This is a genomic window from Endozoicomonas sp. 8E, from assembly GCF_032883915.1.
Taxonomy (GTDB): Bacteria; Pseudomonadota; Gammaproteobacteria; order Pseudomonadales; family Endozoicomonadaceae; genus Endozoicomonas_A.
Window position 1 is genome coordinate 6,384,154 of the sequence record NZ_CP120717.1, and the last position, 23,838, is coordinate 6,407,991.

The 23,838-nt window shown below is 46.5% G+C and carries 29 protein-coding genes; 16 read left to right on the top strand and 13 right to left on the bottom strand.

Going from position 1 to position 23,838, the window contains the following annotated elements:
• Positions 1–5: 5 nt before the first annotated feature.
• The 5 genes from P6910_RS22310 to P6910_RS22330 all read right to left on the bottom strand — a co-directional run bounded on the left by P6910_RS22310 (position 6) and on the right by P6910_RS22330 (position 5,157).
• Positions 6–659: a hypothetical protein gene (locus tag P6910_RS22310; protein ID WP_317143454.1), complete on the bottom strand. Its 654-nt coding sequence runs from the start codon at positions 657–659 to the stop codon at positions 6–8.
• A gap of 41 nt (positions 660–700) precedes the next feature.
• Positions 701–1,747: a hypothetical protein gene (locus P6910_RS22315; RefSeq protein ID WP_317143455.1), complete on the bottom strand. Its 1,047-nt coding sequence runs from the start codon at positions 1,745–1,747 to the stop codon at positions 701–703.
• A 305-nt stretch (positions 1,748–2,052) separates the two neighbouring features.
• Positions 2,053–3,297 (bottom strand): hypothetical protein, encoded by a 1,245-nt coding sequence (locus tag P6910_RS22320; protein WP_317143456.1) that lies wholly within the window; start codon positions 3,295–3,297, stop codon positions 2,053–2,055.
• A 241-nt stretch (positions 3,298–3,538) separates the two neighbouring features.
• Positions 3,539–4,807: a type II toxin-antitoxin system HipA family toxin gene (locus P6910_RS22325; protein ID WP_317143457.1), complete on the bottom strand. Its 1,269-nt coding sequence runs from the start codon at positions 4,805–4,807 to the stop codon at positions 3,539–3,541.
• Positions 4,804–5,157 carry a helix-turn-helix transcriptional regulator gene (locus tag P6910_RS22330; protein ID WP_317143458.1) on the bottom strand — a complete coding sequence of 118 codons (354 nt, stop codon included), beginning with the start codon at positions 5,155–5,157 and terminating at the stop codon, positions 4,804–4,806. The genes P6910_RS22325 and P6910_RS22330 overlap by 4 nt, the downstream gene beginning before the upstream one ends.
• Before the next feature lie 157 nt (positions 5,158–5,314).
• Here P6910_RS22330 and P6910_RS22335 point away from each other — a divergent pair, with 157 nt between their 5' ends.
• A complete protein-coding gene (locus P6910_RS22335; RefSeq protein WP_317143459.1) occupies positions 5,315–5,782 on the top strand; it encodes a hypothetical protein in 468 nt (155 codons plus the stop codon).
• Positions 5,779–6,225: a hypothetical protein gene (locus tag P6910_RS22340; RefSeq protein WP_317143460.1), complete on the top strand. Its 447-nt coding sequence runs from the start codon at positions 5,779–5,781 to the stop codon at positions 6,223–6,225. The genes P6910_RS22335 and P6910_RS22340 overlap by 4 nt, the downstream gene beginning before the upstream one ends.
• A 422-nt stretch (positions 6,226–6,647) precedes the next feature.
• Here P6910_RS22340 and P6910_RS26955 read toward each other — a convergent pair whose 3' ends face one another.
• From P6910_RS26955 to P6910_RS26960, 4 genes are all read right to left on the bottom strand, one after another.
• Positions 6,648–6,788 carry a hypothetical protein gene (locus P6910_RS26955; protein ID WP_410493945.1) on the bottom strand — a complete coding sequence of 47 codons (141 nt, stop codon included), beginning with the start codon at positions 6,786–6,788 and terminating at the stop codon, positions 6,648–6,650.
• A gap of 268 nt (positions 6,789–7,056) precedes the next feature.
• Positions 7,057–8,049: a reverse transcriptase domain-containing protein gene (locus P6910_RS22350; protein ID WP_317143462.1), complete on the bottom strand. Its 993-nt coding sequence runs from the start codon at positions 8,047–8,049 to the stop codon at positions 7,057–7,059.
• A gap of 7 nt (positions 8,050–8,056) precedes the next feature.
• Positions 8,057–8,365 (bottom strand): hypothetical protein, encoded by a 309-nt coding sequence (locus P6910_RS22355; RefSeq protein WP_317141987.1) that lies wholly within the window; start codon positions 8,363–8,365, stop codon positions 8,057–8,059.
• Positions 8,366–8,922: 557 nt separating this feature from the next.
• A complete protein-coding gene (locus tag P6910_RS26960) occupies positions 8,923–9,156 on the bottom strand; it encodes an HNH endonuclease (RefSeq protein ID WP_410493946.1) in 234 nt (77 codons plus the stop codon).
• A gap of 149 nt (positions 9,157–9,305) precedes the next feature.
• On the opposite strand from P6910_RS26960, the gene P6910_RS22360 reads away from it, so the two are divergent.
• The 6 genes from P6910_RS22360 to P6910_RS22385 all read left to right on the top strand — a co-directional run bounded on the left by P6910_RS22360 (position 9,306) and on the right by P6910_RS22385 (position 12,186).
• The gene (locus P6910_RS22360; RefSeq protein ID WP_317143463.1) at positions 9,306–9,599 is read left to right on the top strand and encodes a DUF1778 domain-containing protein; all 294 of its coding nucleotides are present in this window, start codon (positions 9,306–9,308) and stop codon (positions 9,597–9,599) included.
• Positions 9,583–10,107 (top strand): GNAT family N-acetyltransferase, encoded by a 525-nt coding sequence (locus P6910_RS22365; RefSeq protein WP_317143464.1) that lies wholly within the window; start codon positions 9,583–9,585, stop codon positions 10,105–10,107. The genes P6910_RS22360 and P6910_RS22365 overlap by 17 nt, the downstream gene beginning before the upstream one ends.
• Before the next feature lie 112 nt (positions 10,108–10,219).
• The gene (locus P6910_RS22370) at positions 10,220–10,429 is read left to right on the top strand and encodes a hypothetical protein (protein WP_317143465.1); all 210 of its coding nucleotides are present in this window, start codon (positions 10,220–10,222) and stop codon (positions 10,427–10,429) included.
• A 3-nt stretch (positions 10,430–10,432) separates the two neighbouring features.
• Positions 10,433–10,927: an IS1634 family transposase gene (locus P6910_RS22375; RefSeq protein ID WP_317143466.1), complete on the top strand. Its 495-nt coding sequence runs from the start codon at positions 10,433–10,435 to the stop codon at positions 10,925–10,927.
• 401 nt (positions 10,928–11,328) lie between these two features.
• Positions 11,329–11,646, top strand: a complete 318-nt coding sequence (locus P6910_RS22380) for a hypothetical protein (RefSeq protein ID WP_317143467.1) — start codon at positions 11,329–11,331, stop codon at positions 11,644–11,646.
• Between the two features lie 66 nt (positions 11,647–11,712).
• A complete protein-coding gene (locus tag P6910_RS22385; RefSeq protein WP_317143468.1) occupies positions 11,713–12,186 on the top strand; it encodes an FKBP-type peptidyl-prolyl cis-trans isomerase in 474 nt (157 codons plus the stop codon).
• Positions 12,187–12,232: 46 nt separating this feature from the next.
• Here the strand turns inward: P6910_RS22385 and P6910_RS22390 are convergent, their stop codons facing one another.
• Positions 12,233–13,831 (bottom strand): ABC-F family ATPase, encoded by a 1,599-nt coding sequence (locus P6910_RS22390; protein WP_317143469.1) that lies wholly within the window; start codon positions 13,829–13,831, stop codon positions 12,233–12,235.
• A 325-nt stretch (positions 13,832–14,156) separates the two neighbouring features.
• Here P6910_RS22390 and P6910_RS22395 point away from each other — a divergent pair, with 325 nt between their 5' ends.
• The gene (locus tag P6910_RS22395) at positions 14,157–15,005 is read left to right on the top strand and encodes a methyltransferase domain-containing protein (protein WP_317143470.1); all 849 of its coding nucleotides are present in this window, start codon (positions 14,157–14,159) and stop codon (positions 15,003–15,005) included.
• Positions 15,006–15,230: 225 nt separating this feature from the next.
• Here P6910_RS22395 and P6910_RS22400 read toward each other — a convergent pair whose 3' ends face one another.
• Together P6910_RS22400 and P6910_RS22405 are read right to left on the bottom strand one after the other, a co-directional pair.
• The gene (locus P6910_RS22400) at positions 15,231–15,884 is read right to left on the bottom strand and encodes a ChrR family anti-sigma-E factor (RefSeq protein WP_317143471.1); all 654 of its coding nucleotides are present in this window, start codon (positions 15,882–15,884) and stop codon (positions 15,231–15,233) included.
• Positions 15,881–16,492, bottom strand: coding sequence for a sigma-70 family RNA polymerase sigma factor (locus P6910_RS22405; protein WP_317143472.1), 612 nt, complete (start codon positions 16,490–16,492; stop codon positions 15,881–15,883). Before P6910_RS22405 ends, P6910_RS22400 begins: the two co-directional genes overlap by 4 nt.
• Positions 16,493–16,612: 120 nt before the next feature.
• Between P6910_RS22405 and P6910_RS22410 the strand changes: the two genes are divergently transcribed.
• From P6910_RS22410 to P6910_RS22440, 7 genes are all read left to right on the top strand, one after another.
• Positions 16,613–18,010, top strand: a complete 1,398-nt coding sequence (locus P6910_RS22410) for an NAD(P)/FAD-dependent oxidoreductase (RefSeq protein WP_317143473.1) — start codon at positions 16,613–16,615, stop codon at positions 18,008–18,010.
• Positions 18,007–18,861, top strand: a complete 855-nt coding sequence (locus P6910_RS22415; RefSeq protein ID WP_317143474.1) for a DUF1365 domain-containing protein — start codon at positions 18,007–18,009, stop codon at positions 18,859–18,861. Before P6910_RS22410 ends, P6910_RS22415 begins: the two co-directional genes overlap by 4 nt.
• Positions 18,862–20,169, top strand: coding sequence for a cyclopropane-fatty-acyl-phospholipid synthase family protein (locus P6910_RS22420; protein WP_317143475.1), 1,308 nt, complete (start codon positions 18,862–18,864; stop codon positions 20,167–20,169).
• A 22-nt stretch (positions 20,170–20,191) separates the two neighbouring features.
• Positions 20,192–20,737: a DUF3833 family protein gene (locus P6910_RS22425; protein WP_317143476.1), complete on the top strand. Its 546-nt coding sequence runs from the start codon at positions 20,192–20,194 to the stop codon at positions 20,735–20,737.
• Positions 20,734–21,507 (top strand): SDR family NAD(P)-dependent oxidoreductase, encoded by a 774-nt coding sequence (locus tag P6910_RS22430; RefSeq protein ID WP_317143477.1) that lies wholly within the window; start codon positions 20,734–20,736, stop codon positions 21,505–21,507. Before P6910_RS22425 ends, P6910_RS22430 begins: the two co-directional genes overlap by 4 nt.
• 91 nt (positions 21,508–21,598) lie before the next feature.
• Positions 21,599–21,856 (top strand): hypothetical protein, encoded by a 258-nt coding sequence (locus tag P6910_RS22435; RefSeq protein WP_317143478.1) that lies wholly within the window; start codon positions 21,599–21,601, stop codon positions 21,854–21,856.
• Positions 21,846–21,998 (top strand): hypothetical protein, encoded by a 153-nt coding sequence (locus tag P6910_RS22440; RefSeq protein ID WP_317143479.1) that lies wholly within the window; start codon positions 21,846–21,848, stop codon positions 21,996–21,998. Before P6910_RS22435 ends, P6910_RS22440 begins: the two co-directional genes overlap by 11 nt.
• 115 nt (positions 21,999–22,113) lie before the next feature.
• On the opposite strand, the gene P6910_RS22445 is transcribed toward P6910_RS22440, so the two are convergent.
• Positions 22,114–23,688, bottom strand: a complete 1,575-nt coding sequence (locus P6910_RS22445) for a cryptochrome/photolyase family protein (RefSeq protein ID WP_317143480.1) — start codon at positions 23,686–23,688, stop codon at positions 22,114–22,116.
• Positions 23,689–23,838: the final 150 nt, after the last annotated feature.

Here is a 23,838-nt window from a genome sequence, read left to right on the forward strand (position 1 = left end):
CTGATTTATTTTCCTTGCCCCGGACAGTTCCTATCCAACAAATCAATATTTAATTTCATCCATAGCAGAGTAGCAGCCAGGTTCACGTTGTTACGGAGAGTTCCATCATTGGCGGTTAACAGGCCCCGAGTTTCATCGATCACCTGAATCACTTCCTTTTGACGTTCTTCAGGTAATTTCTCCAGCAACCGATTCAGATTCTGCTGTCCTTGAGTCAGATGTGCAAACCTCAGAGGAAACTGGCGTAACTGATACAATTTAACCAAATCTGGCTCCAGCCCTGACTTATTCAAAATGTGGATCATCATGTAAATAAAGGAGTCGAGATCTTGCGCATCAAAGGCGGGTTTGTTTACTGTTTCGATAGAGTCCTTTCTCTCCCCATTGATTACCAATTGTCCCAGTTGTTTGGCCCCCGGCACATACATTATCGACTTATAAAAACGACACATGTTGTCTTTAGTAAGAGGATCTTTATCCACATAATAACCGTTTTGAGCCAACATGGGGGATTCCAACAATGTTTCCAGATCGTGAATCATAAATGACTCACAGCCAAAGCTGTCGACTTGACGTCGAGGCAGAAAGAAAAACCGGGAATCAGTAAAGTTGTGATATTCTATCGCCATTGTTAACGCTAAACCGACAAAATCTGACATGGGTAAAGAGTTTTCTTCTGCATCGTAGCGCCTAAAAGTACTTAGACTATCAGCAAAAAAAACCGATAACGCCCTTTGCTATTTCTCCTGATAGAAACAACAATAACGTGACCTGTTTTATCCTGAAAAATATAGTTTTTTGGTTCTTCTACTGTCATTAAAGGCAGCTGAATAATAAACATTGCAAGTAGCTGACGAAGACAATGATGGAAGCCAAGATAAGCATGCATGAGTCTTATAATATGCGGGTTATCAGTACCCACAAGCCTGTCAACTAACTCGTCTTTGGGCAGCTCTTCAGATAACTTAAGCTCAGGAACCACTTCTCTGGTAAATACTTTGATTAAAACTGCTGGCAATGTCTTAAACTCAGGATAGTCAAATAAAACATGTCTCAATTTACCTTCTTCCAGCTTGCCGGGAAAATAAAGCTGGAGTAGCCTCAGAATCGCTTTCCATCGGTGCTCTTTGTCTTCCAGAGAGCCTTTTTGTTCTAAAAGATCAGGGTTTGCGCGATACAATTCTTGCAGTTCTGCATAAAAGTCACCAATATTTTTTTTCTGATCTATTGTTTTCAATGACTTTTTAGCGGCCTTAAGTATTTCTTTCAGTTTTTCAAGATGCCTGGCATGACTCTCATCGTTTCCGGAAGCCGATGCTGACGCTGCACCAGCGCCTGAGGAACCTGAATAGCCAGAACTAGCCTGTCCTTTATTACTTTGTTTTTTACTTTGTTGCTCTTGCTGCGGTGGTGGCGATTTACCGTCGGTTTTAGACTGTTCCTTGTTTTCGTTGCCATAATGGTTTAATTCGAATGGATAGGCGGTAAACTCCGTTCCCTTATCCGGCTGCAACCCATGCTGTTCAAATACAGGTAAACTGATTGCCGAACCTTTTTTACCTTTCTGTAACAGCAACAGCGTTGCAACCTTAGATTTTGGTAAACGGACGGGGTCAGATAAGAGAGAAGACAGAATCGTATCAACACCATAACCAGAGACCAATGATGAAGTGTAAGGTATTGCAGCCTGACTGCCAGCTGGCAAAAATATGCTGGAAAAAATAAAGACACAGCAACTATTCTTCATTATTGATAACCAAGCACAAAAAGAAGCGAAAACATCATTCTAGACAAAAAACTCAGATTTTCCTCACTCTTGGATAACTTATTTAATCTGAACCAGAGCACCCGCTCACAATATACGTCACTATATGTCTAAATATTTAAGGTGGCGTATATGAGTTGTTTTGGAGTATTTTCAGAACTGAATGAGGTTTGCGTAGACAATCATACATTCTCGCTGCTATTTTTCTTGATCTTAAAAATTTCCATCGGCACTTAATCAAATAGCCTCAATATATAAACACTGCCGTTTAAAGATGATCAACGGAATCAATTGTTAAGTACCTGACCAGTTGATTTCTTACACGCCTCAAATTCATTTTTTGCAGATTGGTAACCGGGAGCGTCAGGAGCATAATAGAGTTCGTCAAATAACGTGCTGGTTTTAATATTTGCAAAATGCTCACATCTGCACTCATTTGAAAACCTTCTTTCACCAACAGTTTCATTAACAGTTTCATTAACAGTGAATAACACATCACCTTTATAATAAACATGATAATAATATTCGATACCAAAATCATAGTTACCAAAGGCATCAGACACGAGTTTGACATCTTCACCTTTTGAAATATCCCAAGGTTGAAGATATTCAAGTAATTGGATGGCATTCTCGACTATCTGAATATCCGGGTTAGGATTTTTTGCGCCATAATGTTCACCGTTTTCAATCAGATTTTTTTTAAAAGAGTTCATCTGCGCTATAATGCCTGACACAGTTTCATGAGCTTTTGAGACTGCCGAAAAAGTGCTGTACTCCGCTGGAACGGCGTTAAAAAGTGGCTCACTACTATCAGATGATTGTCGGAGTTCACAAACGCCACAACAGGAATCAACGTAACAATTTAAATCCAAAGTATGCTGATTTTGTTCAGGTTCTTCCTTTCCGCCACCAGATCCAGACGACAGTAGACTGGTGATAGAGCCTGTAACACGGGTAGTTTTTCCTGAGGCTTGCTGACCGGATGATTCTGGTGGCGGCTTTTGTTGATCACTTTGTTGTTGGTTTTGTCCCGGGAGCATCATAGTGGTGATTGCAAACGAGTCATCCTGCCTTGCCTCCAGTTGATCTCTTGGGTTAAACAGCGATGAATCGGAGTTCCAGTAGCTTTTTAAAAGCCAGCTAACAGCAACAAATGCTTCTGCAGTTATCCATGAATAAGGTTTGCCTCTGGTAGCAGCGTCACTTGTGGTATGGATCAGTTCGTAAGCAACCAGCAGATTGGTGGCGAAAAGCAATCGCCATGAAATGGACTCGATAAAGCCATTTTTTAGCCCGTAAACACCAAGTCTTCGTAGTTGGTCATCAGGCCGAAAAGTTGCCGATACATAGTCGTTTGTATCGGCAATGTCTGACGGGGTGTACTGCATTGAATTTAAGTCGCGCTTAATAGAAAAGCTCCGATATGACTGTGTATTTTCGACAAGAAAACGTGTTGTCAACGATTCTGCCTGACAGATGACAGACAGCGACAAAAGCGGCAGGAGTAGTGTCGTAAAAAACGGCTGTTTCATTATCCGGTCTATACAATTTAATTTTGTGGAGAGTAATTGTTAGACCAGAAAAGTGGCAAATCAAAAAAATATCTGTAATTTACCTTCAGAAACAAACAAAAGGTTACCGCAAAAAGAGTCTGCAGACACTATTGCCGCTAGCCCCATCGCAGTCTCTTGAGAGCCGGGAAGAAGGCAGTCCATACGCTGAGCAATACCTCAGGCCTTGCCCCTTCTGTCACTTTTCTTCATCAAGATAGGTTTACAGCCTGAAATCCTGATGCAAGTTTTTCCAATGCTCTGTTAACTTTTCTTTGTGTTTCACATTCATCGGAAGTTCTTTAATAGTGGAATGCCACAATGTTCGGGCCCTAAACATTACATCTTCTAAATGAGGCCTTACTGCCCGCCATGGTATGCCCGATTTTTCTGACCACGCCTTGAAATTTGAGAATGACACAGCATACCAATCTTTTATTTTTCCCAAATTCAAAGCAAAGTTTCGCTCCCCGTCGATATACACATTTGTCGTTACTATGTCATAAGCAGGAGATAGCCTTGGTGTCACCTTGTCTTCGTATAAAAGACTCCAGTTTTTTAAATGCGCATCACCATTTGCCAACAAAATATTCACTAACAGTCGTCTTGCAAACTGCTGTACATCTGTTAACGCATCACCAGAAAACTGGTACAGGACCCTGGCAATCTGTTCATAGTTTGCGGTGTGATATTTTTCATGGGGATACTTCACCAATACTTGCGCGAAGTCTTCCATATGAACTCGCCTGCTTTTTTTTCGATCAAAACGCTTTATCGCAAAAGCAAGGGATTCTTCAGGTAAATTGATTTGTGGCAGGTTATCCAACTGTCCCATATCAACCAGCTTGATTTCCGGTATTTCAATACCTGCTATGGATGCCAGTGTCATCGCCGTATATTCATTAACAGGAACATCTTTATATTTTGTTGACGGCGTTTTTATAATCCAATCACCTAAAACCCCGGAATTAGAAAGGTTATAACGCCCATCCTTTTCTTCCATTGAAAACTTCATCTGAACGCCTGCCAGGGAAAATTTATTCTCTCGTTCTAATTTTTCGAACTTAACCACTTTCGCATTTCGATAATGACCTCTGGAAATAAGGGATACAATATCATCAGGTACGTCTTCTGGCTCTAATGGTGTGGCAATGATTGCTCCGGGCAAATCTTCCCCCAGATAAGAGAAGATTTGAAATTCATTATCAACATGCACCTTTAATCCCTGTGCAATGAGTTCTCGTAGCGATCCTTCTGGCAATAAATTTGATAACGTTGGATGCAAGCGTTGATTTCGTGCCCAAGGCTCTGACATCAATTTATCAGAATGAGGGAATGCAGGATGAGTGATCAGGCTAAACGTTGACCGATGAACATTACTGGTAAATTCATCGGCAAAAAAAAGTACATTCCTGCCGCTCTGGTAGCCAGCCAAATAGCCCACGCACTCTCCGTGAAGCGTCAGCTTAATGACGTTGACATCGTTGCTCACGAATCATCTCCAAGCAAATCTTGCCATGGATCATCAAACAAGCTTTTTTTGTTCACTGAATTAGACGGGTCTCGTTGGCCTGAGCTAATGCCTTCAGATCCTGCCTCCTGCTCTTCGTTAACGCTCCTCTCCAGGACGGCCAGAACCGCGCCAAGCTTCTCTTTGGGTATAAGCACTACCTCGCTATTTAAGCCCTTTGCTATCAATTGGAGCGTGTCTAACCGAGGATTCCCTTTGGATTCCAGGCGCTGATATTGCTGGCGGGAAACGCCAACACGCAGCATCATGTCGTTTTGTTTCAGACCTAAATCTAATCGCCTTTTTTTAAGTTGTTGAAGCAGAGTATCCATATTGTCTTGTCAACTTACTAGTTGCTTTTAGCTATAAAGAAACACATTAGTTTCATTTTTGATAAAAAGCAACCAATGTATTGCTTTAAAGAAAGAATCCTCAAAAAGTCCAAGGGTTCAATCCCCTAAATGTGTCAGGACAGGTGTCAAGCTGTTGGTGCATAAGACTCGTCCCCAGGCTCCAAAGGCTGTCGCAGAGCCTCTGGCTGAAGGGGCTGGCCAGGCAGGCAATGGCGAATTTATTAATGGCTTCTCAATGAGCTCACTCATCAATGAACTCGACGCTAAGTTCTGGTGTCGTAAAAGATCAACAGAAAAGTCAGAAAAAAACAGGTCACCCATATATTCCTTGATCGCCCGAGCTAAAAATGTGGGTATCTTCTTTATTCACGGCACAATAAAAAAATACTCCTGCCTCACTATCAAGATACCTTCCATTTCTTTCTTCCCTCATCATCGAAAGACACTGACTCCAGACAGAACACCGTTAATCTGGACACCACCTTCCAAAAATTTTTCCAATCCTTTGAATCAGGCCCAAAGCAGCCAGATTTGCACGTTTTCAGTCAAATGCTATTTTTTCATGTCCAATCATGAATTAATTACCATTGAGGTCGCTTTATGAAGAATTACCTGTTTCTAATAATGCTTGGGTATACGAGTATTTTCTCAAGCGCTGCCCGCTCCAATGACGTCTGCGTCGTCCCTCGCAGCTACGATCAAGAACCCATATTGTCAGGTTTATACGATGAGGAAAACACCAATGATGACTACGTTGTCCCTCACAGCCACAATCGAGAACCCATGTTGTGGGGTTTATACGATGAAATAAGCTTGAGGAGGACCTTGCTGGCATTGCACGCAATGGGGCTTGTTGTTTATTGGGTGATTCCACGTGCATGTTTAGGCGCTGTTGGAGGCTATTATTTTTTCTCTGGATCACCCCACATCAGGGCGTTGAAGGGTGCTGCAATTCTGGGAGGGCTATCAGCATGTGCATTTTCAACTGCAGCTGGCGTTATGCTTTATAATTGTCGTATAGATAATGTAAAAGAGGGGTCGCACTGAAAGAAAAACAGATCACCCGTATATTTCTTAATCTCCCTGGCTTAAAGCGTGGACACCCTCTATTGTTCCCTGCACAATATATAGTCTGCTGCCTCATTCTCAAGGTAGCTTTCGTTTCTTTCTTGCCTTTTAACCAAAGATGCTGATTCCAATCAGGACCCTCTTAGCCTGGACGCTGGTTCAAGAATTTTTTCAATCATGCTCAAAGCAGTCTGGCTTGCAAGCTTTCAGTCGAATGCTATTCTCCGTGTTCAATCAGGAACTAATGGCCATTGAAATCATCTAATGAAAAACTTCCTGTTTGTCATAATGCTTGGGTATGTGAGTGTTTTCTCAGGCGCTGTCTTCTCCAGTGCCGACAGTGATCATGGCAATTACAATTATGGCTGCTGCGATGATGATGACAACTTTGGTCCTGACAGCTACAGCAAAAAACCCATTTTGTGGGGTTTATACACTCCGGAAAGCTTGATGAAAACTTTGGTGGCATTGTTCGGAACGGGGGTTGTTGTTTTTACTGTGACTCCACACGCATTTATAGGCGCTGTTACAGGGTATTGTATTTACGATGGATCACCCCACATCAGGGCGTTGAGAGGCGCTTTAATCTATGGAGGCCTGGCAGCATGCGTATATTCACCTCGAGTTGGCATTATGCTTTATGACTGGAGCAGAGGTAATGTAGAAGGAGGATCAGAGTGATAGAGTAGGGAACGTGTTCCTGTAGACAGGTTACCGTTTCCACCGGGTAGAAGGAGCTACCAATTGTAGCTCCAACCCCCTCAGATCCCGGCGTGCGGATTTCCCGCACCGGGCTCTTCGATATTTGACTCACAGCACAGCCATGGATTTCATTGCCATAAAAGGCAGCATTATCCTCGGTTTCTGTAGCGGCAGAAGCTGCTTGAGGTTATGGTACTTTTCCCATGGAATCTTGCCTTTCCGGCATCGGCTACACAGCATCTTGTACCAGTAGCGGTCAACAAACCGGTAAAGCTTCTCCATACTTCGGAAGTTTCCTCCCAGACCGTAATACGCATAATGCCCTCTCAACCGTCGATTGATCGCTGTCACTTGTTCGTGCAGCGGATCATGGCGTATTCGTCTCAGCAGTTCCTTCAGTTTGGCTATGCTGCGTCTTAGGCGGGATTTTTCCGTTCTCCTTCCCACCATGAAGTTTCCTTTCAGATTCCTTGTGCAGTAGTGCGTAAAGCCAAGGAAGTAAACCGTCTCCGATCGTCTTCCCCCACGACTGGCAAAACGTCCGAACCTGACTAACCGGGTTTTATCCGGCTCCAGTTTCAACGCAAATTTCTCCAGTCGCTGTGGCAGCACATTCATGAACCGCTCCGCATCACTGCGATACTGAAAACACACCACAAAGTCATCAATGTACCTGATCAGCCATGCCTCGCCTTTTAGCCGGGGCTTGACCTTGCACTCGAACCAGAGGTCAAGCACATAATGCAGGTACAGGTTGCTCAGAACTACGCTGATCGGCCCACCCTGAGGCGTACCTTCTTCACACTCTTGCAACTCCCCGGCCTCCATCACCCCGGCTTTCAACCAGCGCCGTATAAGGTTCAGAATTCTGGGATCACCGACCCGGTGTTCCACAAAACGAAGCAGCCATCCATGGTCAAGACTCCCAAAGAAGTTCTTCAAGTCCGCTTCCAGCACCCAGCTGACCTTTCGGCCTGAAACCACCTCGTTAAAAGTGGACAGGGCATGGTGCGCTCCCAGTCGTGGCCTGCCACCCATGGAACAGGGCAAAAAGTCCTGCTCATAAATAGCATTCAGCACATCAGCAACACTTCGCTGCAAAGCCCGGTCATTGATGCAGGGAACACCCAGAGTGGCGCTTTTCCTTTTTCCCCGGCTTGGGTATCCATGCCCTTTTGACCGGCGGTGCCTTGTAGCCTTGCCGATGGATAGACGTCAGTGTCTGTTGCAACCACCGCTTAAAGTCTTTCTTTGTCTCTTCGACAGTCAGCCCATCGACTCCGGGCGATGTGTTGTGTGGAATCTTGTTCAGATTCATACACAGGCTCGCCGGGGTAATATGATGTGCCAGACTTGTGAAGCGAAGTTTCGGATAACTCCGGGCTTTCGCTGCTACCCTCTCCAGTCCCGTTGCCATGGCTGGTTTACCTTCTCACTGCGTAAAAGACCGTAACTCCCTCAGATGTGGAGCCCATGTTTCCCTGGAAAGGCTCAAATACCGCCAGCCGCTTCCCCATGTGACGGGCTCTCCCCGCCTCGGAGTACTATCAGCTGGTCTGACTTCCTGAACGTCATCAAGTCGTTCTTGCTTTACAGGCTCGTCGGACCCTACAGGCTCCGCCTGAACGTTCAGGATCTCCCTTGTTCACGTAAAATCATTCGATAACATGCCGTGGGTACGAACCCCGGAAGCAGTCGGGATGCCTTGTCATTAGCGGAGCTCCCGACTTCCGCTTTCCCCATTGAGAGAGAAGGTCAGCCACTTCAACCACGTTCAATTTCGGGGCTAATTATCCCTTAGCAGACGTTACGGCCTGTTATCACCCTGTCTACGCTTCGCAGTAGTCGTTACCTTCTACCACGCAAGACTCGGTACACGGCTGCCGACCACAGCTTTACCGCGATGACCATTTCAGGTCACAAGATTTTACGCGCTTGCAAGGCGCAACCCCCTCCGAACCGTGCGTGCAGCTTTCACTGCACACGGCTCTCCATGCTGTTACGAGGACTGTACCTGTTGTCTGGCATCTTGCCAGCATGCAACAGATCATGGCATTCAACACAAAGTACGAGAGTTTTGCGATTTCTCGCTATCATGAGTCTTTGCCATGTTTTTGTACCATCATTAATGTCCTTTAGCTTGCGTACATGGTGTACTTCAAACTTTCCTTCAGTCTTGCCGCAATATTCACAGCGTTTTGCCAGCATTCTAGTAATTGGGGTCTGGGGCTTCAAACCCCTGAAAGCAATTTTGCAGGCCGAACACTATGTGGTGAAGCAATTAATTTATTGGTTAATGAACTTCCTGTATGCCATAATGACACACATCTATTCAATAACTAACTGATAGGTGATTTATGGCCTCAATTCCAGATCGTAAAGAAACACGGCTTGTAGCCCGAACATCCAAGGATATTCAGGAGATTATCCAACGAGCTGCTGATTATTCCGGTGCATCTCTTTCTCAGTTTCTAATTGATTCTGCAATGGAGAAGGCTCGCACTGTGATAACACAAACTGAATCATTACAACTTTCCATGAAGGGGGCTGATGCCCTATTTGAAGCCCTGGAAAATCCTCCTAAAGCAAATGGGAAATTATTGGAAGCAGCCAGGAATTATAAGGACACTGTGAATGTCACTAATCATTGAGGAAATCACACGCAATCATGATCGCAAGATCTTTGATTGCGGTATTGGAGAATTAAATAGATTTTTACAACAGCAGGCGCGACAAAAGAGTGTAAAACACATTTCAAAAACCTATGTGGCTTGCCAGGAATCGTTATCAAAGACTATCACCGGTTATTACACTCTGACTGGATATTCAGTAACAGTTCCTCCGGCACATCAATATTACCAGAAGTACCCGCATCCTCTGAGTGCAGTAAAGCTTGCAAGACTCGCTGTAGCTACCTCATATCAAGGGCAGAGATTAGGGGAAATGTTACTAATTGATGCTATTTATCGAACGGTACTTGTTGCAGACCAGATTTCAACTATCGGATTATTTGTTGATCCAATGATGGCAGCCGTTGTTTCATTTTATGAACAATATGGTTTTTGTCTAGCCTATCCAGAAGATGAAACAAAACTTGATATGTGGCTGCCCATCGAAACATGTATAGAATTAGCCAGCACGCTAGCAAAAACGCCGTAATCCCTCGCCCAATCATGTCACCCGAGTCATTTGAACTGCTTTTCACCACCCCGATTGATATTTGTCTAAAGTCTGTTGTCAAAGAAATAAACAGACATTCAGGTACACCAACATGCCTCAAGCTCAATACCAGTCTAAGAACCTCAACCACCTTGGCTTGGTTGCCGCTATGTGCCGGGACGATGCATTGAAGGCTTTTGCCTTGTGGCAGAAACAATCGAAACTTTGCCAAAGCGAAACAGAGCCTGAGATTATCTGTAAACCCTGCTATTCGGGCAATGGAAGACCATCGCCGGATAGCAAGCCTGATCACTTCGAGTAGTTTGTGCAAACTGAATGCTATGTTTCCTGCGAGAAAAGGGAGCATGCAGAGGCCTCACTGGGTTGTTTTATCCTAAGCACCAATGAACTGGATAAAAATAGTTTGAATGCCTCTGAGCTGCTGTCTACTTATAAGTCGCAACAAAAAGTTGAAGGCGGCTTTCGGTTCCTGAAGAGCCCGGACTTTCTGGTCTCTTCGCTCTATCTGAAGAAAGCGGAACGTATTGAAGCCCTGTTAATGGTGATGACTCTACGCCTGATAGTCTATGCTGCTATCCAGCACAGAATCAGGCAGGAACTGAAAAAGCAAAGTTGTGTATTTCCAGACCAGAAAAAAAAGCCCTGCCAGAACCCAACAGCAAGATGGGTATTTTTCTGTTTCCAGGGGCTTAGTGTATTAAGGGTCAATAATCAGGAGGAACATGTGATTGGCTTGAAGGAAAGGCAGTGGACGATCGTTCAAATTTTGGGCATTTTTTACGAGTCCGTGTATTCCTGACAGGTGTGGTGAAAGGCGGATACACCGTTTACACGGCGCACTTATATCCGCGCCCGATTGAGTGTGTCGCAAAACCCTGATCCCCATGCACCAGCGTGGGAACCTACACCTCATCTCACGCTGTAGAGTGCGGTTTTCAGGCGAGGTATGCATTCCCACGCAGAGTGAGGGAACGAGTTACTGGGCTTTTGCGACAACCTCGATTGGGCGAGGGTTTACGGCGATTTTGCTAAACCAGCAATTTTCGTCAAAGCAGTCCTTCACCGGCCAGTGGCAACACCTGTCGTCTATAAACACAACCCTTTTTCATGAACAAACTTTAATCTACTGGACACGATCTGTTTATCCACAACCCTCTACACTTTAGCCATGACTAACCCCCTCCCTAATCGAGGTAAATCATGGAAAAATGGCTCAATCAACTAAAAAATGGCTTTAATCAAATTAAGACTGCTTTTTTTGAGCAGCGCAGTGGCGCTGCCATCAGCCCGTTTAAAGCGATTCTGGGTACCCTTATTCTCACCGGCCTGTTTGTAATGATGCTGCCGCTGATCATGTTGATTTTTATGGTCCAGATGGGGCTGATTCTGGTGGGTATGGTTGCCGTTCTTTTTATGGGGACCCGAAAACGGAGTGGTCAATGGCCCAGAGAGGAAAAGCTGGTTAATCCTAAACCTGAGTCCGCAGAAACCGACAGGGAAGGGGAGATAGGCGGCTGATATTTTTGAGCTAGCTGTCCGGATAAGGTATTTTTCATCGACTTATCCACAGATCGGGTGATCCTTGTGTCTACTGCTATCCTCATTATTTTTATTGCTATCATCTTGTTCTGGGGCAAACGCCGCTTTGACCAGAAAAAACAACTGGCTCAGGAAGCCTTGGTTCAGGGTCAGGCTTTTCTGGAAAAAAACCACAATGAAGAAGGTGTGATCACCACAGAGTCCGGATTGCAGTACAAAATTCTTGAGAAAAGTGAACATTCCGATCACCCCTCAGCCACCAGCAAAGTGAAAGTGCACTATCATGGTACGTTAGTTAATGGTCAGGTGTTTGACAGTTCTGTAGATCGTGGACAGCCTATTTCTTTTGGACTGAATCAGGTGATTCCGGGCTGGACCGAAGGTCTGCAACGGATGTCAGTAGGCGACAAGTTCCGACTGTTTATTCCTGCCAATCTGGCGTACGGCAGCGGGGGTGCCGGTAAAATCCCCGGCAACTCTGCGCTGATCTTTGATGTGGAACTGCTGGGTATCGAATAAACCATTCATTCATATAAGGGCAGAGACCCTCTGCCCCATTAATCACTTATTCTTCAACAACCCCCTGCTTGCGCAGGTAATCGTCGTAAGTTCCATGGAAATCGACGATGCCATTTTCGGTAATTTCAATGATGCGGGTCGCCAGAGACGATACAAACTGACGATCATGGCTGACAAAGATCAGTGTGCCCGGATAGTTTTCCAACGCCAGGTTCAAAGATTCAATGGATTCCATATCCATGTGGTTAGTCGGCTCGTCCATTAGCAATACGTTAGGCTTTTGTTGAATCAGTTTACCGAACAACATACGGCCCTGCTCACCACCGGAAATAACGCGGACTGACTTTTTGATGTCGCTCTGGGAGAACAGCATACGGCCCAGAACACCACGGATTACCTGCTCGTCGTCGCCTTCGTTCATCCACTGACTCATCCAGTCGAACAGGTTCATATCCTTATCGAACTCGTCGCTGTGGTTCTGGGCGTAGTAACCGATATCAGCGTTTTCAGACCACTGGATAGTGCCGCCCTTTGGTGTCATCTTACCGGCCAGAGTATGCAGCAGTGTGGACTTGCCAATACCGTTCTGACCAATGATGGCAATGCGCTCACCCACTTCAACCATCAGGTCAACGTCGTTGAACAGCATGCTGTCCTGATAACCCTGAGACATTTTTTCCATCACCAGCGCATTCCGGAACAGTTTCTTTTCCTGTTCAAAACGGATAAACGGATTCTGTCGGCTGGAAGGTTTAACCTCTTCGAGCTTGATCTTGTCGATCAGCTTGGCTCTGGAGGTCGCTTGCTTGGCTTTGGAAGCATTGGCAGAAAAGCGACTGACAAAACTCTGAAGCTCGGCAATCTGGGCTTTCTTCTTGGCATTGTCAGCCTGCATACGCTCACGAACCTGGGTAGCCGCAATCATGTACTCATCGTAATTACCCGGGAACATTCGCAACTCACCGTAGTCCAGATCAGCCATGTGAGTACAGACACTGTTCAGGAAGTGACGGTCGTGGGAAATGATGATCATGGTGCAGTCGCGCTGCTTGAGTATCCCTTCCAGCCAGCGGATCGCATTGATGTCCAGGTTGTTTGTGGGTTCGTCCAGCAGCATGATGTCCGGATCAGAAAACAATACCTGAGCCAACAGAACACGTAGCTTCCAGCCCGGAGCAACAGCACTCATTGGACCATAGTGTTGTTCCAGAGGAATATCCAGACCCAGCAGCAGTTCACCGGCGCGGGCTTCAGCGGAATAACCGTCCATTTCACCAAACAGAACTTCCAGATCTGCGACACGCATACCTTCTTCTTCCGTCATGTCACTCTTGGCATAAATGCGGTCACGCTCTTCCTTGACCTTCCAGAGTTCGGCATGACCCATGATCACGGTATCAATCACCGTGTTTTCTTCATAGGCAAACTGATCCTGATTCAACTTTGCAATTCGCTCGTTGGGATCGTAGCTGACATTACCGGCAGAGGGTTCCAGTTCGCCACTGATAATTTTCATCAAGGTGGACTTACCACAACCGTTAGCACCAATCAGACCGTAACGGTTGCCGTCGCCAAATTTGACGGAGATATCTTCAAACAGGGGTTTGTCCCCGAATTGCATGGTCACATTAGACGTTATCAGCATAAACTAGCTCCCCCTTGGCGATCTGCCTGACCAGACACCCTATACATCATTTAAAAGGTAAACGGCCAATTATTACACAAATGCGCCGTTTTAGTTATCAGAGGTACTCCATACTTCCCTGTTGACAGTGATAGTGTCTGCCAGCATACGGCTATAGCCTCCCGGTTTGCCGCTGGCAATAGAAGAAGGATCTCACTATCATCAGGTAACTGCCCTGGGAGGCTGACATACAGGCTTATCCAAAGGAATTAATAATTTATATTCTATGACCATCTTCGCATTTCTTTCAGGCATCCTGTTAACTTGGCTGGTAATGTCAGGACTTTTGTCCCAGCTGATCAGTCTGATCGTCAATATCTGGTGGCCCCCTTCTAATGGAGAGCGTGGCATGCTGGCTGATCAGTGGCTTTTGAACAGTGGTGTATCAACTTCTTCCGGCTGGAGGCTGATCGGTTATTGGCGCGAAACTTCCGATTATGGTCATGCCTGTTCCGAGCTGGCAGGTCTGCTTGCCGATAAAGCCTGTCTCTCCAATCAGGACAAGGTGCTGGATGTGGGTTTTTCCAGCTACGATCAGCTTTTGGTCTGGCTCGATTATTATCAGGTTGAATCACTCACCGCATTGGCTGAAACAGAACAACTACTGGCGGGCGCGCAGGACCAGTGTGATCACTATGACCAGCTAAAGCTGGTAAGAGGCCACGAGCTGGAGCTGGCCAAGCTGGAGTCAGACTCTTTTGACAAACTACTGGCCCTTGATTGCGCTTACCAGTTTGAAAATAAATCGCGCTTTTTCAACAACGCCAGAAAAGTCCTTAAGGATGGCGGCAGCCTTACCCTGACCGATATGATACTCAGCCGCCCTTTCAGGGATCGCATGGAACGGAGAATGGTAAAGCTACTGGCAAGGCCCTGTGGTATCTCCGTGAAAGGCTTAATGATCCGGCAAAAGTATGAATCCCATCTGAAAGAAGCGGGCTTTGAAAAAATTGAGACTGTAGACATCAGTCAGGATGTTCTCTCTGGCTTCTGCTTCTGGTTCTCGCAGCACTATCGCCAACTGTCGCCTGTTACCCGCCCAAAAGTCTGGATTCGTTTGAGGCTTCTGGTCTGGTTTATCCGCTGGATGCAACACCGGGGATTGCTGGAATATCACGTCATATCTGCACGATGATGACAGTTATGTTTCATTATCCACAAATATTGTGGATAACCTTGTGACTTCTTTCTGGATACATTTGGAAGCCCCATTAAATGGGGTTTTTTTATTATCTGATCAAAAAACAACCAGTCAGTTCTGTGAATATTTTAAGCCTGTCGTTTAAATTCAGTTCTCGAAATGCAAAGGGTGTGGATAACCCATGCAACCCGTAAGACTCCCTATAATTTAATGACTCACTCAAAGCTGGAAGAAGGGTTGCAGAAGCCTGGGAACGAGACCATTGAATCGTAAAGGTGCATCAGTAGCAATCAGACAAATGCAGTCTTCACCGGTGTCTGCCACCGGTTGGTGTTGAACATCCGGGTCCAGATCGGCTACGTCGCCAGCGCAGAATCGACCCAGCTCATCAGAATAGGAACCCCTCAATACCATGGTAAGTTCTGAACCGGTATGCCCGTGGGAAGGCATGCAGGTGCCCGGTGCGATCTTTAAGAGCCTCAGGTTACTACTGCCGGATGCTGGCAGTACGAATTGCTTCAGGCCCGGAGCCATATACCTCCAGTGCAGATCGTCCAGGTAATACCCGAGCAATGGTCTGAAGGGAGCCGGTACATCGGCATCGTCCGGTATATTCTGCTCCTGCCTGCTGTTGACAGGAGCCTGCTCAGTGTCATCAAGTAGAGCAAGAATGTCGTCTTTAGCACGGTCAGACATGGGTGCTGGCTCTAGCTCTTCCAGTAAACTGATACCGATTAGTTCAGCTTCCTGAACCTGTTGTCTGCAATGACTGCAAACACTCAGATGAGCAGCAACCACAGTAGCAATGGCATCAGCCAGACTGCCCGCAGAGTAGCTCATCAGGGTGCTGAGGTCAGGGTGATGTGTAGTCATTTTAACCCTCCCGCCTGACTACGAAGTTTGTTGAAAGCCAGTCTCAAGCCTGACTTGACACTGCCCAGTGGCATGTCCATGTCTTCAGAGATTTCCCGGTGGCTTTTTCCTTCGTAGTAGACTTTATACACCAGCTGGGCCTGTTGTTGAGGCAGGCTTTTCAGAGCGGACTTGATCTTTTCTGAATCAAGCTCTGTCATGGCTGGCTCAAAATGGCTTTCCGGGTAATTATCCAACGGTGTCATCAAGTCCGCTTTTTCCTTTCTTAACCGATCAATCCACAGGTTGCGCGCAATCCGGAAAATCCAGGTGGACGCCGTGGATTTCTCGGGGTCGTAACTTTTGCAATGTCTCCAGACAGAGAGCATGGTTTCCTGAACCAGCTCTTCAGCCATTTCTCCGTGTGCGCCTTTAGTCATCAAGTGTCTTTTGAGTCTGGGTGCAAAAAAACTATACAGGAGCGCAAACGTTTGTTTGTCCCGGTAGCGGCCCAGATCAACCAATGACTGCTTGAGCTTGTCTGGCATTTCAGAGTGACTGTTTTCTGAATCCATTGTGCTTTTGTTCGTAGATGGACTTATCATCAGGATATAGTGTGTCCAGCTCATTTGTCTCTCTTTACGCAATGAAACGTCGTTTGGATCATCTGGATTCCGATTTTTTAGTGAGTGATCCAAATAAATCGTTATAGCGTAAAAATATTGAAGATTATGTTTACAGGTCGCCCTATGACAGCTAAAGGACTCAGCATTGCTGTAATTGGATCAGGCATCAGTGGGCTTTCCAGCGCCTGGTTATTGTCCAAGCAGCATCAAATCACCTTATTTGAAAAAGATGATCGTTTTGGAGGTCACAGTAACACGGTGATGGTTCAGGATGATGATCAGTCTATACCCGTGGATACCGGTTTTATTGTCTTCAATGATAAAACTTACCCCAATCTAACGGCACTTTTTGACCACTTGGATGTACCTGTCACCAATACGGATATGTCTTTTGCGGTTTCCATGAATAAAGGACGGACTGAATATTCCGGAACAGACCTGAATGGACTCTTTGCCCAAAGATTGAATGCTGTTAAGCCCGGATTTCTGAAAATGTTGCTGGATATTTTCCGGTTCTATCAGTCCAGTGCAGAGTTAATGAAAAAGCTGGACCCATCAGTCACGCTCCGGGAACTGCTCACTGGTCGGGGCTACAGCCAACGTTTTATAGATGATCACCTGGTTCCGATGGGGGCGGCTATCTGGTCAACGCCATCCGATCGAATGCTGGATTATCCCGCCCTGGCTTTTATGCGTTTTTGCAAGAATCACGGCTTACTGCAGCTGACAAATCGTCCTCAGTGGCAAACTGTCAATGGCGGTAGCAAAGAATATGTTCGCCGCATTCTGGATGACATGGACGGCCTGGCCATCAAGAATCGCTGCGTTCGAAAGGTCAAGCGCCATGCTGACCGGGTTATCATTACCGATTTGCAGGGAGATACTCACGAGTTTGATCATGTTGTCATGGCCTGTCACGCAGATACTTCTCTGGCAATGTTGAGCGAGCCCAGTGAGTTGGAACAATTACTGTTGGGTTCGTTCAGTTTCCAGCGTAACCGGGCTATTTTGCACAGTGATGAACGACTAATGCCTTCCCGTAAAAGAGCCTGGGCGAGCTGGAACTACTTTGGCACCCAGAGCAATGAAGGTCCTTCCGTCACTTACTGGATGAATCGTCTTCAGCAGCTGGAAGGTCTTCCTCTGTTTGTCACTCTCAACCCTTCCACAGAGCCTGAATCTATTCATGGTTGCTACCTTTACGACCACCCTGTGTTTGATCGAAATGCTCTGGAGGCACAGTCAAGATTATGGGAGTTACAGGGCCGTAATCGTACATGGTTCTGTGGCGCCTGGTTTGGTTACGGTTTTCATGAAGACGGCCTTCAATCCGGGCTGGCCGTTGCGGAAGCACTGGGTGGAAAAAGAAGACCCTGGTCTGTTGAAAACCAGAATGACAGGTTGATCTGGCCCGAACATGGTATCGGGAAAAGGCCGGTTACTCTTTTTGCAAACCACAGTACAAGCAACATTACCAACAACGTTACGGACAGCAGTGTCAGTAACGGGAGGCGGACATGAAGTCAGCGGTCTATTGGGGGCAGTTGATGCATAACCGTATTCGGCCCCGGAAGCACCGTTTCAGTTACCGGGTGGCTTCCTGGCTTATCGATCTGGATGAGCTGAATCAGCTTGATAACGAGCTAAAGCTGTTTTCAGTGAGCCGATTCAACCTACTCTCTTTCCATCCAAAAGACTTTGCTGACGGTTCCGGAAACTGTCTCAAAACCCAGGCAACCGAGCTTTTGTCGGCACATGATATACCGACACCTGAGCGAATCTTTATGCTGTGTTACCCCAGAGTGCTTGGCTACATCTTTAATCCTCTGACGGTCTATTACTGTCTGGACTCAGATGAGAAACTGTCTACCCTTATCTATGAAGTGTCCAACACCTTTGGTGAACGACACAGTTACGTTATTCCGATAGCAAACAGTGAGGGTAAAAAAACAACCTTTCACCAGTCCGTCAAGAAGCAACTTCACGTTTCACCCTTTTTTGAAACCGAATGTGAATACCGTTTCAAGGCTCACTTGCCCGACCAGATTCTGAAACTGGGCATTCATCTGCATAATGCTGACGGTCGGCTATTTGCAGCCGTTCTCAAAGGCGAGCGACAGGCGCTCAGTGATCTGAACATTCTCAGGCAGTTTTTTGTTCTGCCATTGCAGGCTTTCAAGGTGACTCTGGCCATTCATTGGGAAGCTCTCCGGCTTTTCATTAAAGGTATTCGGGTCGTTCGACATGTTCCAAAAGATCGCTTCTTCAGTTGGAGTCGCGGCATCACAAACCGATTGAGTAGCACTGTGGAACAGACAGGAAAAACAACAACCATGAACGAACAAAAAAAGTACCAGAAACAGGGGGCATAAATGTTGGATATCTCAGGAAAAACCCTGTCGCAGAATGGATTGCCTCCCGGGCAGAGTGCAGCTAACCTCCATAGTGAAAGAAGCGCCCATAACAAAGGAAATACCTTTGGCGAAAGTGAATTGTTTCTCAATAAAACATCGTCCAAAGCTGTTAATTGGCTGGTTAAACGGTTGCAGAAGGCTTCGCTGAGTCGTATTGAGTTAGTGCAAAAGAACAGTGTCATAAAAGTAGGTTCGTCTCTGCGGGACGTTCCCATTGCCAGAGTCATGATTAATCGTCCTTTCAGCATGCTCCTGGCAGCCAACCGGGGGATCATCGGGCTGGCAGAATCTTACATGAAAGGCGACTGGGATACGCCAGACCTGCAGGCTCTACTGGACTGGGGAATGTTCAATGAAAAGCAGATAGACAGGCAATTTTCCTCAAACTGGCTGTTTCGAAAGCTGCATCGTTTAAGTCATCTTTTAAACAACAATAGTCGTTCAGGGAGCCGTCGCAATATTGCTGCCCATTATGATCTGGGCAATGACTTCTACCGGTTGTGGCTGGATGACTCCATGACCTATTCCAGTGCCTTATTCAGCGACAACAATGAAACACTTGAACAGGCTCAGGCCAATAAATACAAACGGGTACTGGACTGGCTGGATGTGATGCCAGAGCATTCCGTGCTGGAGATTGGTTGTGGCTGGGGAGGCTTTGCCCGGTCACTACAGCAGCAGGGAGGACAGAATTATTCGGGAGTGACGCTGTCCAGAGAGCAGTTACAGTTTGCCCGTGATTCGCTTCAGCTGGATGCCGGTTTCAACTTTCAGCTAAAGGATTACCGGGATATCCAGGGACAGTACGACCGCATTGTCTCCATAGAGATGTTAGAAGCCGTAGGAGAGAACCACTGGCCCATTTATTTCCGGAAAGTGTTTGATGCCCTCAAGCCTGGCGGAGTGGCAGTGATTCAGGTGATTACCATTGATGAAGAGCGCTTCAGCGATTATCGGGCGGAGGCCGACTTTATTCAGCGTTATATCTTCCCGGGCGGCATGCTCCCGACCGACCAGGTGATCCAGGATCAATGTCATCAGGCAGGTCTGAATATCGAGAACACTCATTCCTTTGGCCGTGATTACGCCAGAACACTTTCAATCTGGGCTGAATCATTCAGACAACACTGGCCAGAGATTGTGACTCTGGGCTTTGACGAACATTTTAAACGTATGTGGTTGTTCTACCTGGCTTATTGTGAAGCCGGCTTTAAGCAGGACAGTATTGACGTGAGACTTTATCGAATCAGTAAGCCGGGTTTATGAAGCAGGCAGGGAGGTCATATTTATGCGGGAAGCAATACAGAAACGTTACAGGCAGGACCAACCTGTTCTGACCATTGAACAATATTTCCAGGGCACCACCTATGCCTGGGGTGAGTTTGTTGATCGCTTCGGTAAAGTACAGAACTACTTTGAAGTCATCATGAAAGGTCGAATAGAAGACAATATACTAATACTGGATGAAGACTTTATTTATGAAGATGGCACTGCATCCAACCGGCTGTGGAAAATAAAAATACTGGATGACAGCCACTATGAAGGTCAGGCAGATGATTTGATCGGTCTGGCCACAGGCAGCAGTCAGGGCAACACCTTTAACTGGACCTATAAAATGAATTTACCCATCAAGGGAATCAACTGGCAGGTGAAATTTGATGACTGGCTGTTCCTGCAGGAAAATGGCCAGATTCTCAATATTGCTGATGTCAGCAAATGGGGATTCAGGCTGGGCACCCTGACCTTCTATTTCAGTAAAGACCCTTCGCTGATCAGTACCTCATCGTTGGAAAAGCTACAACCTTCGAACACAGAATCAGAGAAGGAACAATGAACAAACTCCCGTCTCTGAAAAACAAGGTAATCTGGATTACCGGCGCCAGTCAGGGAATCGGTCGCCAGCTAGCTTTAACGATGGCCCGCCAAGGTGGCACGGTCATAGCCACGGCCCGAAGCTTCGGCAATCTGGACAGGCTGCAGAATGAAGCACTTGATCTGGAGGGAATTATTATCCCTCTACCCGCCGACGTGACCCGTCATGATGAGGTAACGCGGGTAGCCGAGGAGATTATGAGCCGCTTTGGTCAGGTGGATATTGCCGTATTGAATGCAGGCACATTTATCAAGACAGCAGGCATGGATTTCAGATCCACCCATATGCGTCAACACTTCGAATTGAATGTGATGGGCGTCTGTCATTGTCTGGATGCGTTAATCCCAACGATGGTGAACCAGCAGTCGGGAACCCTGGCGATTAATGCCTCGCTGGCCGGCTATCGTGGTTTACCTGCGGCCGCCGCCTATGGAGCCAGCAAGGCGGCTCTGATCAATATGGCTGAGTCCCTGTACACGGATCTGAAACCGAAAGGTGTGGATATCAAACTGATCAATCCGGGATTTGTAAAAACCCCTCTGACGGATAAAAACACCTTTGAAATGCCTTTTTTGATGGATGTTGAGCCGGCAGCGGAAGCTATTCTGCGCGGTTTAAATGGCAAACATTTTGAGATTCGATTTCCGAAGGTGTTTGGCATGATGATGGGAATGCTCAGAATTTTGCCCTATAGGGCCTATTTTGGTGTGACCCGTCGGCTGAATCAATAATAGTCTCTTCAGGTTGTGCCAGAATGGACTCATCGGCGCCCTGTTTCGGAGACTCGGGAGGCTGACCAACCAACAACAGATCTGGCTCCTTATGAAATTTGCCAAGTACCTCATCATCCTGATCATTGTCCTGGCTGCCATTGTCTGGTTTGGGGTAATGGACTCGTTCAGCCCATTGGTGAGAGAGGATATTACCCACCCCATATTTACCATTGGTGATGCCAGCTATCAGAGCGCCCTGTCGGAAGGCAAAAGTATCATCAAGTTTGGACCTGTGTTCTGGGGGTTATATCCCGGTGGATTGGCGTTTAAAAACTGCCAGAGAAGCCACAGCCTTTATGCAAAATAACCAAAGTGAACTGGATAACTTTTCTTCCGGCTGGGCAGTTTACGAATTGACCGGGGATTTTGAAATGGATACACATTCATCAGGCCAGCATCGCTATTTAAATCAATCGTTACTGGTCTGGCAGCGAGTGGGCCAACCTTAGCCAATAAAAAAACCGTAACATGATCGGCTATATCGAAACTATATCGAAACTATATCGAAACTATATCGAAACTATATCGAAACTATATCGAAACTATATCGAAACTATATCGAAACTAAAGCCGGTCTATTTTCTTCAAATACACCTCTGCCTGATGAGTAATAACTGCCCGTTCATCACCGGACTGTTTGTCCCAGTTCTTGTAAATCATACCGATTCTGGGGTTCTTGCTCAGTTGCTCTCTGTGTTTGACCATAAAATGCCAGTAAAGACTGTTGAATGGGCAAGCTCGCTCACCGGTTTTTCGCTTCACGTCGTAGTGACAGCTTTTGCAGTAGTCACTCATCTTGTTGATGTAGTTACCACTGGCGGCATAAGGTTTTGAAGCTAACAAACCGCCGTCTGCAAACTGGCTCATGCCACGGGTGTTTGGGAGTTCGACCCACTCAATAGCGTCCACATAAATGCCCAGGTACCACTCATCAACCTGACCGGGGTCGATTCCTGCCAACAAGCAGAATGTGCCGGTAATCATCAATCTCTGGATATGGTGGGCATAGGCATAATCCAGAGACTGAGCAATTGCCTCCTGCAGACAGGTCATTCGGGTTTCGCCAGTCCAGAAAAAGCCTGGCAATGCACGCTGAGCCTTGAAGTAGTTGAGTGAGGAATACTCAGGCATGTTGACCCAGTAAATGCCCCGAACATACTCCCGCCAGCCAAGTATCTGTCGGATAAATCCTTCCACCTGAGCAATGGAGATGGACTCAGGGTCTGCCCGCCAGGCTCTGACTGCGGCCTGAATCACCTGCATCGGGGTCAGCATTTTACTGTTCAGGGCAAAGGACAGACGGGAGTGATAGAGGCTCCATTTTTTATCACTCTGGTGAGTCATAGCGTCCTGAAACTGCCCGAACCGCGGCAGTCCGTGTTGACAAAAGTAGCGCAGTTGTTTGAGTGACTGCTGCCTCGTAATCGGCCAGATCAGCTCGGGAGTGGCTTTACCAAAATATTGGATATTGTGTCTGTTCAGCCTTTCCAGAATGCCTGCCACCGGGTTAGTGAACACCAGTGGCTCTGGGATCTCTTCAAGATCACTGGCTTTAAAGTGGTTGCGGTTCTCCTGGTCATAATTCCACTGCCTGCCCTCTGGCTGATTGCCGTCCATCAGAATGTCGAATCGCTTTCGCATCTTGCGATAAAAATGCTCCATCCTTGTGGCTTTGCCCTGACCGAAATAGCTTGAAATCTCATCAAACGGCAGCAGAAAGTGTTCGCTATCGACTTCCTGGACAGGGACACCGATATTCATGCCCTGCAACTGCCTCAGAAGCCGGTATTCATCGGCTCTCTGGTATTGAAACTGTTTGATCCCGTGGGTTTTGACCAGTGCTTGCAGAAGGGATGGCAAATCCTCGTATTGAGCCGTCTCATCGAGGGTTAAATGCAAAACTTCATGGCCGGATTTTGCCAGTGCCGCTGCAAAGGCTTCCATAGCTGCAAAGAACGCACAGATCTTTTGTACATGGTGCTTTACATAGGAGGCTTCCTGATGGAGCTCTGCTATCAGATAGAGGGTATCCGGCTCTTTGTTAGTGAACCAGCTATGGCCAGCGTATAGCTGGTCTCCGAGGATGAGCCTCAGTGTTGAATAGGTTTTCATAGAACCTTCGCAAGTATCTGTCTTCATCCTTACCTTTAATGCCTCCTGGGGCAAGCAGCCTGTCGGACTTAAGACTGTCCTACACGGCAACTGCTCCTGCGTTGCTCTAGCTCCTGCATCCATGCAGTCGTGCGGTTGCAAGAAATTGAGGATAAAAATCCCTGTTTCTTCGTCAAA

Bases quoted from the DNA above. Each gene is read 5' to 3' on its own strand.
- P6910_RS22310 (WP_317143454.1), bottom strand. From the start codon at position 659: ATGTCAGATTTTGTCGGTTTAGCGTTAACAATGGCGATAGAATATCAC.
- P6910_RS22315 (WP_317143455.1), bottom strand. From the start codon at position 1,747: ATGAAGAATAGTTGCTGTGTCTTTATTTTTTCCAGCATATTTTTGCCA.
- P6910_RS22320 (WP_317143456.1), bottom strand. From the start codon at position 3,297: ATGAAACAGCCGTTTTTTACGACACTACTCCTGCCGCTTTTGTCGCTG.
- P6910_RS22330 (WP_317143458.1), bottom strand. From the start codon at position 5,157: ATGGATACTCTGCTTCAACAACTTAAAAAAAGGCGATTAGATTTAGGT.
- P6910_RS22340 (WP_317143460.1), top strand. From the start codon at position 5,779: ATGAAGAATTACCTGTTTCTAATAATGCTTGGGTATACGAGTATTTTC.
- P6910_RS22355 (WP_317141987.1), bottom strand. From the start codon at position 8,365: ATGGCAACGGGACTGGAGAGGGTAGCAGCGAAAGCCCGGAGTTATCCG.
- P6910_RS26960 (WP_410493946.1), bottom strand. From the start codon at position 9,156: ATGCTGGCAAAACGCTGTGAATATTGCGGCAAGACTGAAGGAAAGTTT.
- P6910_RS22360 (WP_317143463.1), top strand. From the start codon at position 9,306: ATGGCCTCAATTCCAGATCGTAAAGAAACACGGCTTGTAGCCCGAACA.
- P6910_RS22365 (WP_317143464.1), top strand. From the start codon at position 9,583: ATGTCACTAATCATTGAGGAAATCACACGCAATCATGATCGCAAGATC.
- P6910_RS22370 (WP_317143465.1), top strand. From the start codon at position 10,220: ATGCCTCAAGCTCAATACCAGTCTAAGAACCTCAACCACCTTGGCTTG.
- P6910_RS22380 (WP_317143467.1), top strand. From the start codon at position 11,329: ATGGAAAAATGGCTCAATCAACTAAAAAATGGCTTTAATCAAATTAAG.
- P6910_RS22390 (WP_317143469.1), bottom strand. From the start codon at position 13,831: ATGCTGATAACGTCTAATGTGACCATGCAATTCGGGGACAAACCCCTG.
- P6910_RS22400 (WP_317143471.1), bottom strand. From the start codon at position 15,884: ATGACTACACATCACCCTGACCTCAGCACCCTGATGAGCTACTCTGCG.
- P6910_RS22405 (WP_317143472.1), bottom strand. From the start codon at position 16,492: ATGAGCTGGACACACTATATCCTGATGATAAGTCCATCTACGAACAAA.
- P6910_RS22410 (WP_317143473.1), top strand. From the start codon at position 16,613: ATGACAGCTAAAGGACTCAGCATTGCTGTAATTGGATCAGGCATCAGT.
- P6910_RS22415 (WP_317143474.1), top strand. From the start codon at position 18,007: ATGAAGTCAGCGGTCTATTGGGGGCAGTTGATGCATAACCGTATTCGG.
- P6910_RS22420 (WP_317143475.1), top strand. From the start codon at position 18,862: ATGTTGGATATCTCAGGAAAAACCCTGTCGCAGAATGGATTGCCTCCC.
- P6910_RS22425 (WP_317143476.1), top strand. From the start codon at position 20,192: ATGCGGGAAGCAATACAGAAACGTTACAGGCAGGACCAACCTGTTCTG.
- P6910_RS22430 (WP_317143477.1), top strand. From the start codon at position 20,734: ATGAACAAACTCCCGTCTCTGAAAAACAAGGTAATCTGGATTACCGGC.
- P6910_RS22435 (WP_317143478.1), top strand. From the start codon at position 21,599: ATGAAATTTGCCAAGTACCTCATCATCCTGATCATTGTCCTGGCTGCC.
- P6910_RS22440 (WP_317143479.1), top strand. From the start codon at position 21,846: ATGCAAAATAACCAAAGTGAACTGGATAACTTTTCTTCCGGCTGGGCA.
- P6910_RS22445 (WP_317143480.1), bottom strand. From the start codon at position 23,688: ATGAAGACAGATACTTGCGAAGGTTCTATGAAAACCTATTCAACACTG.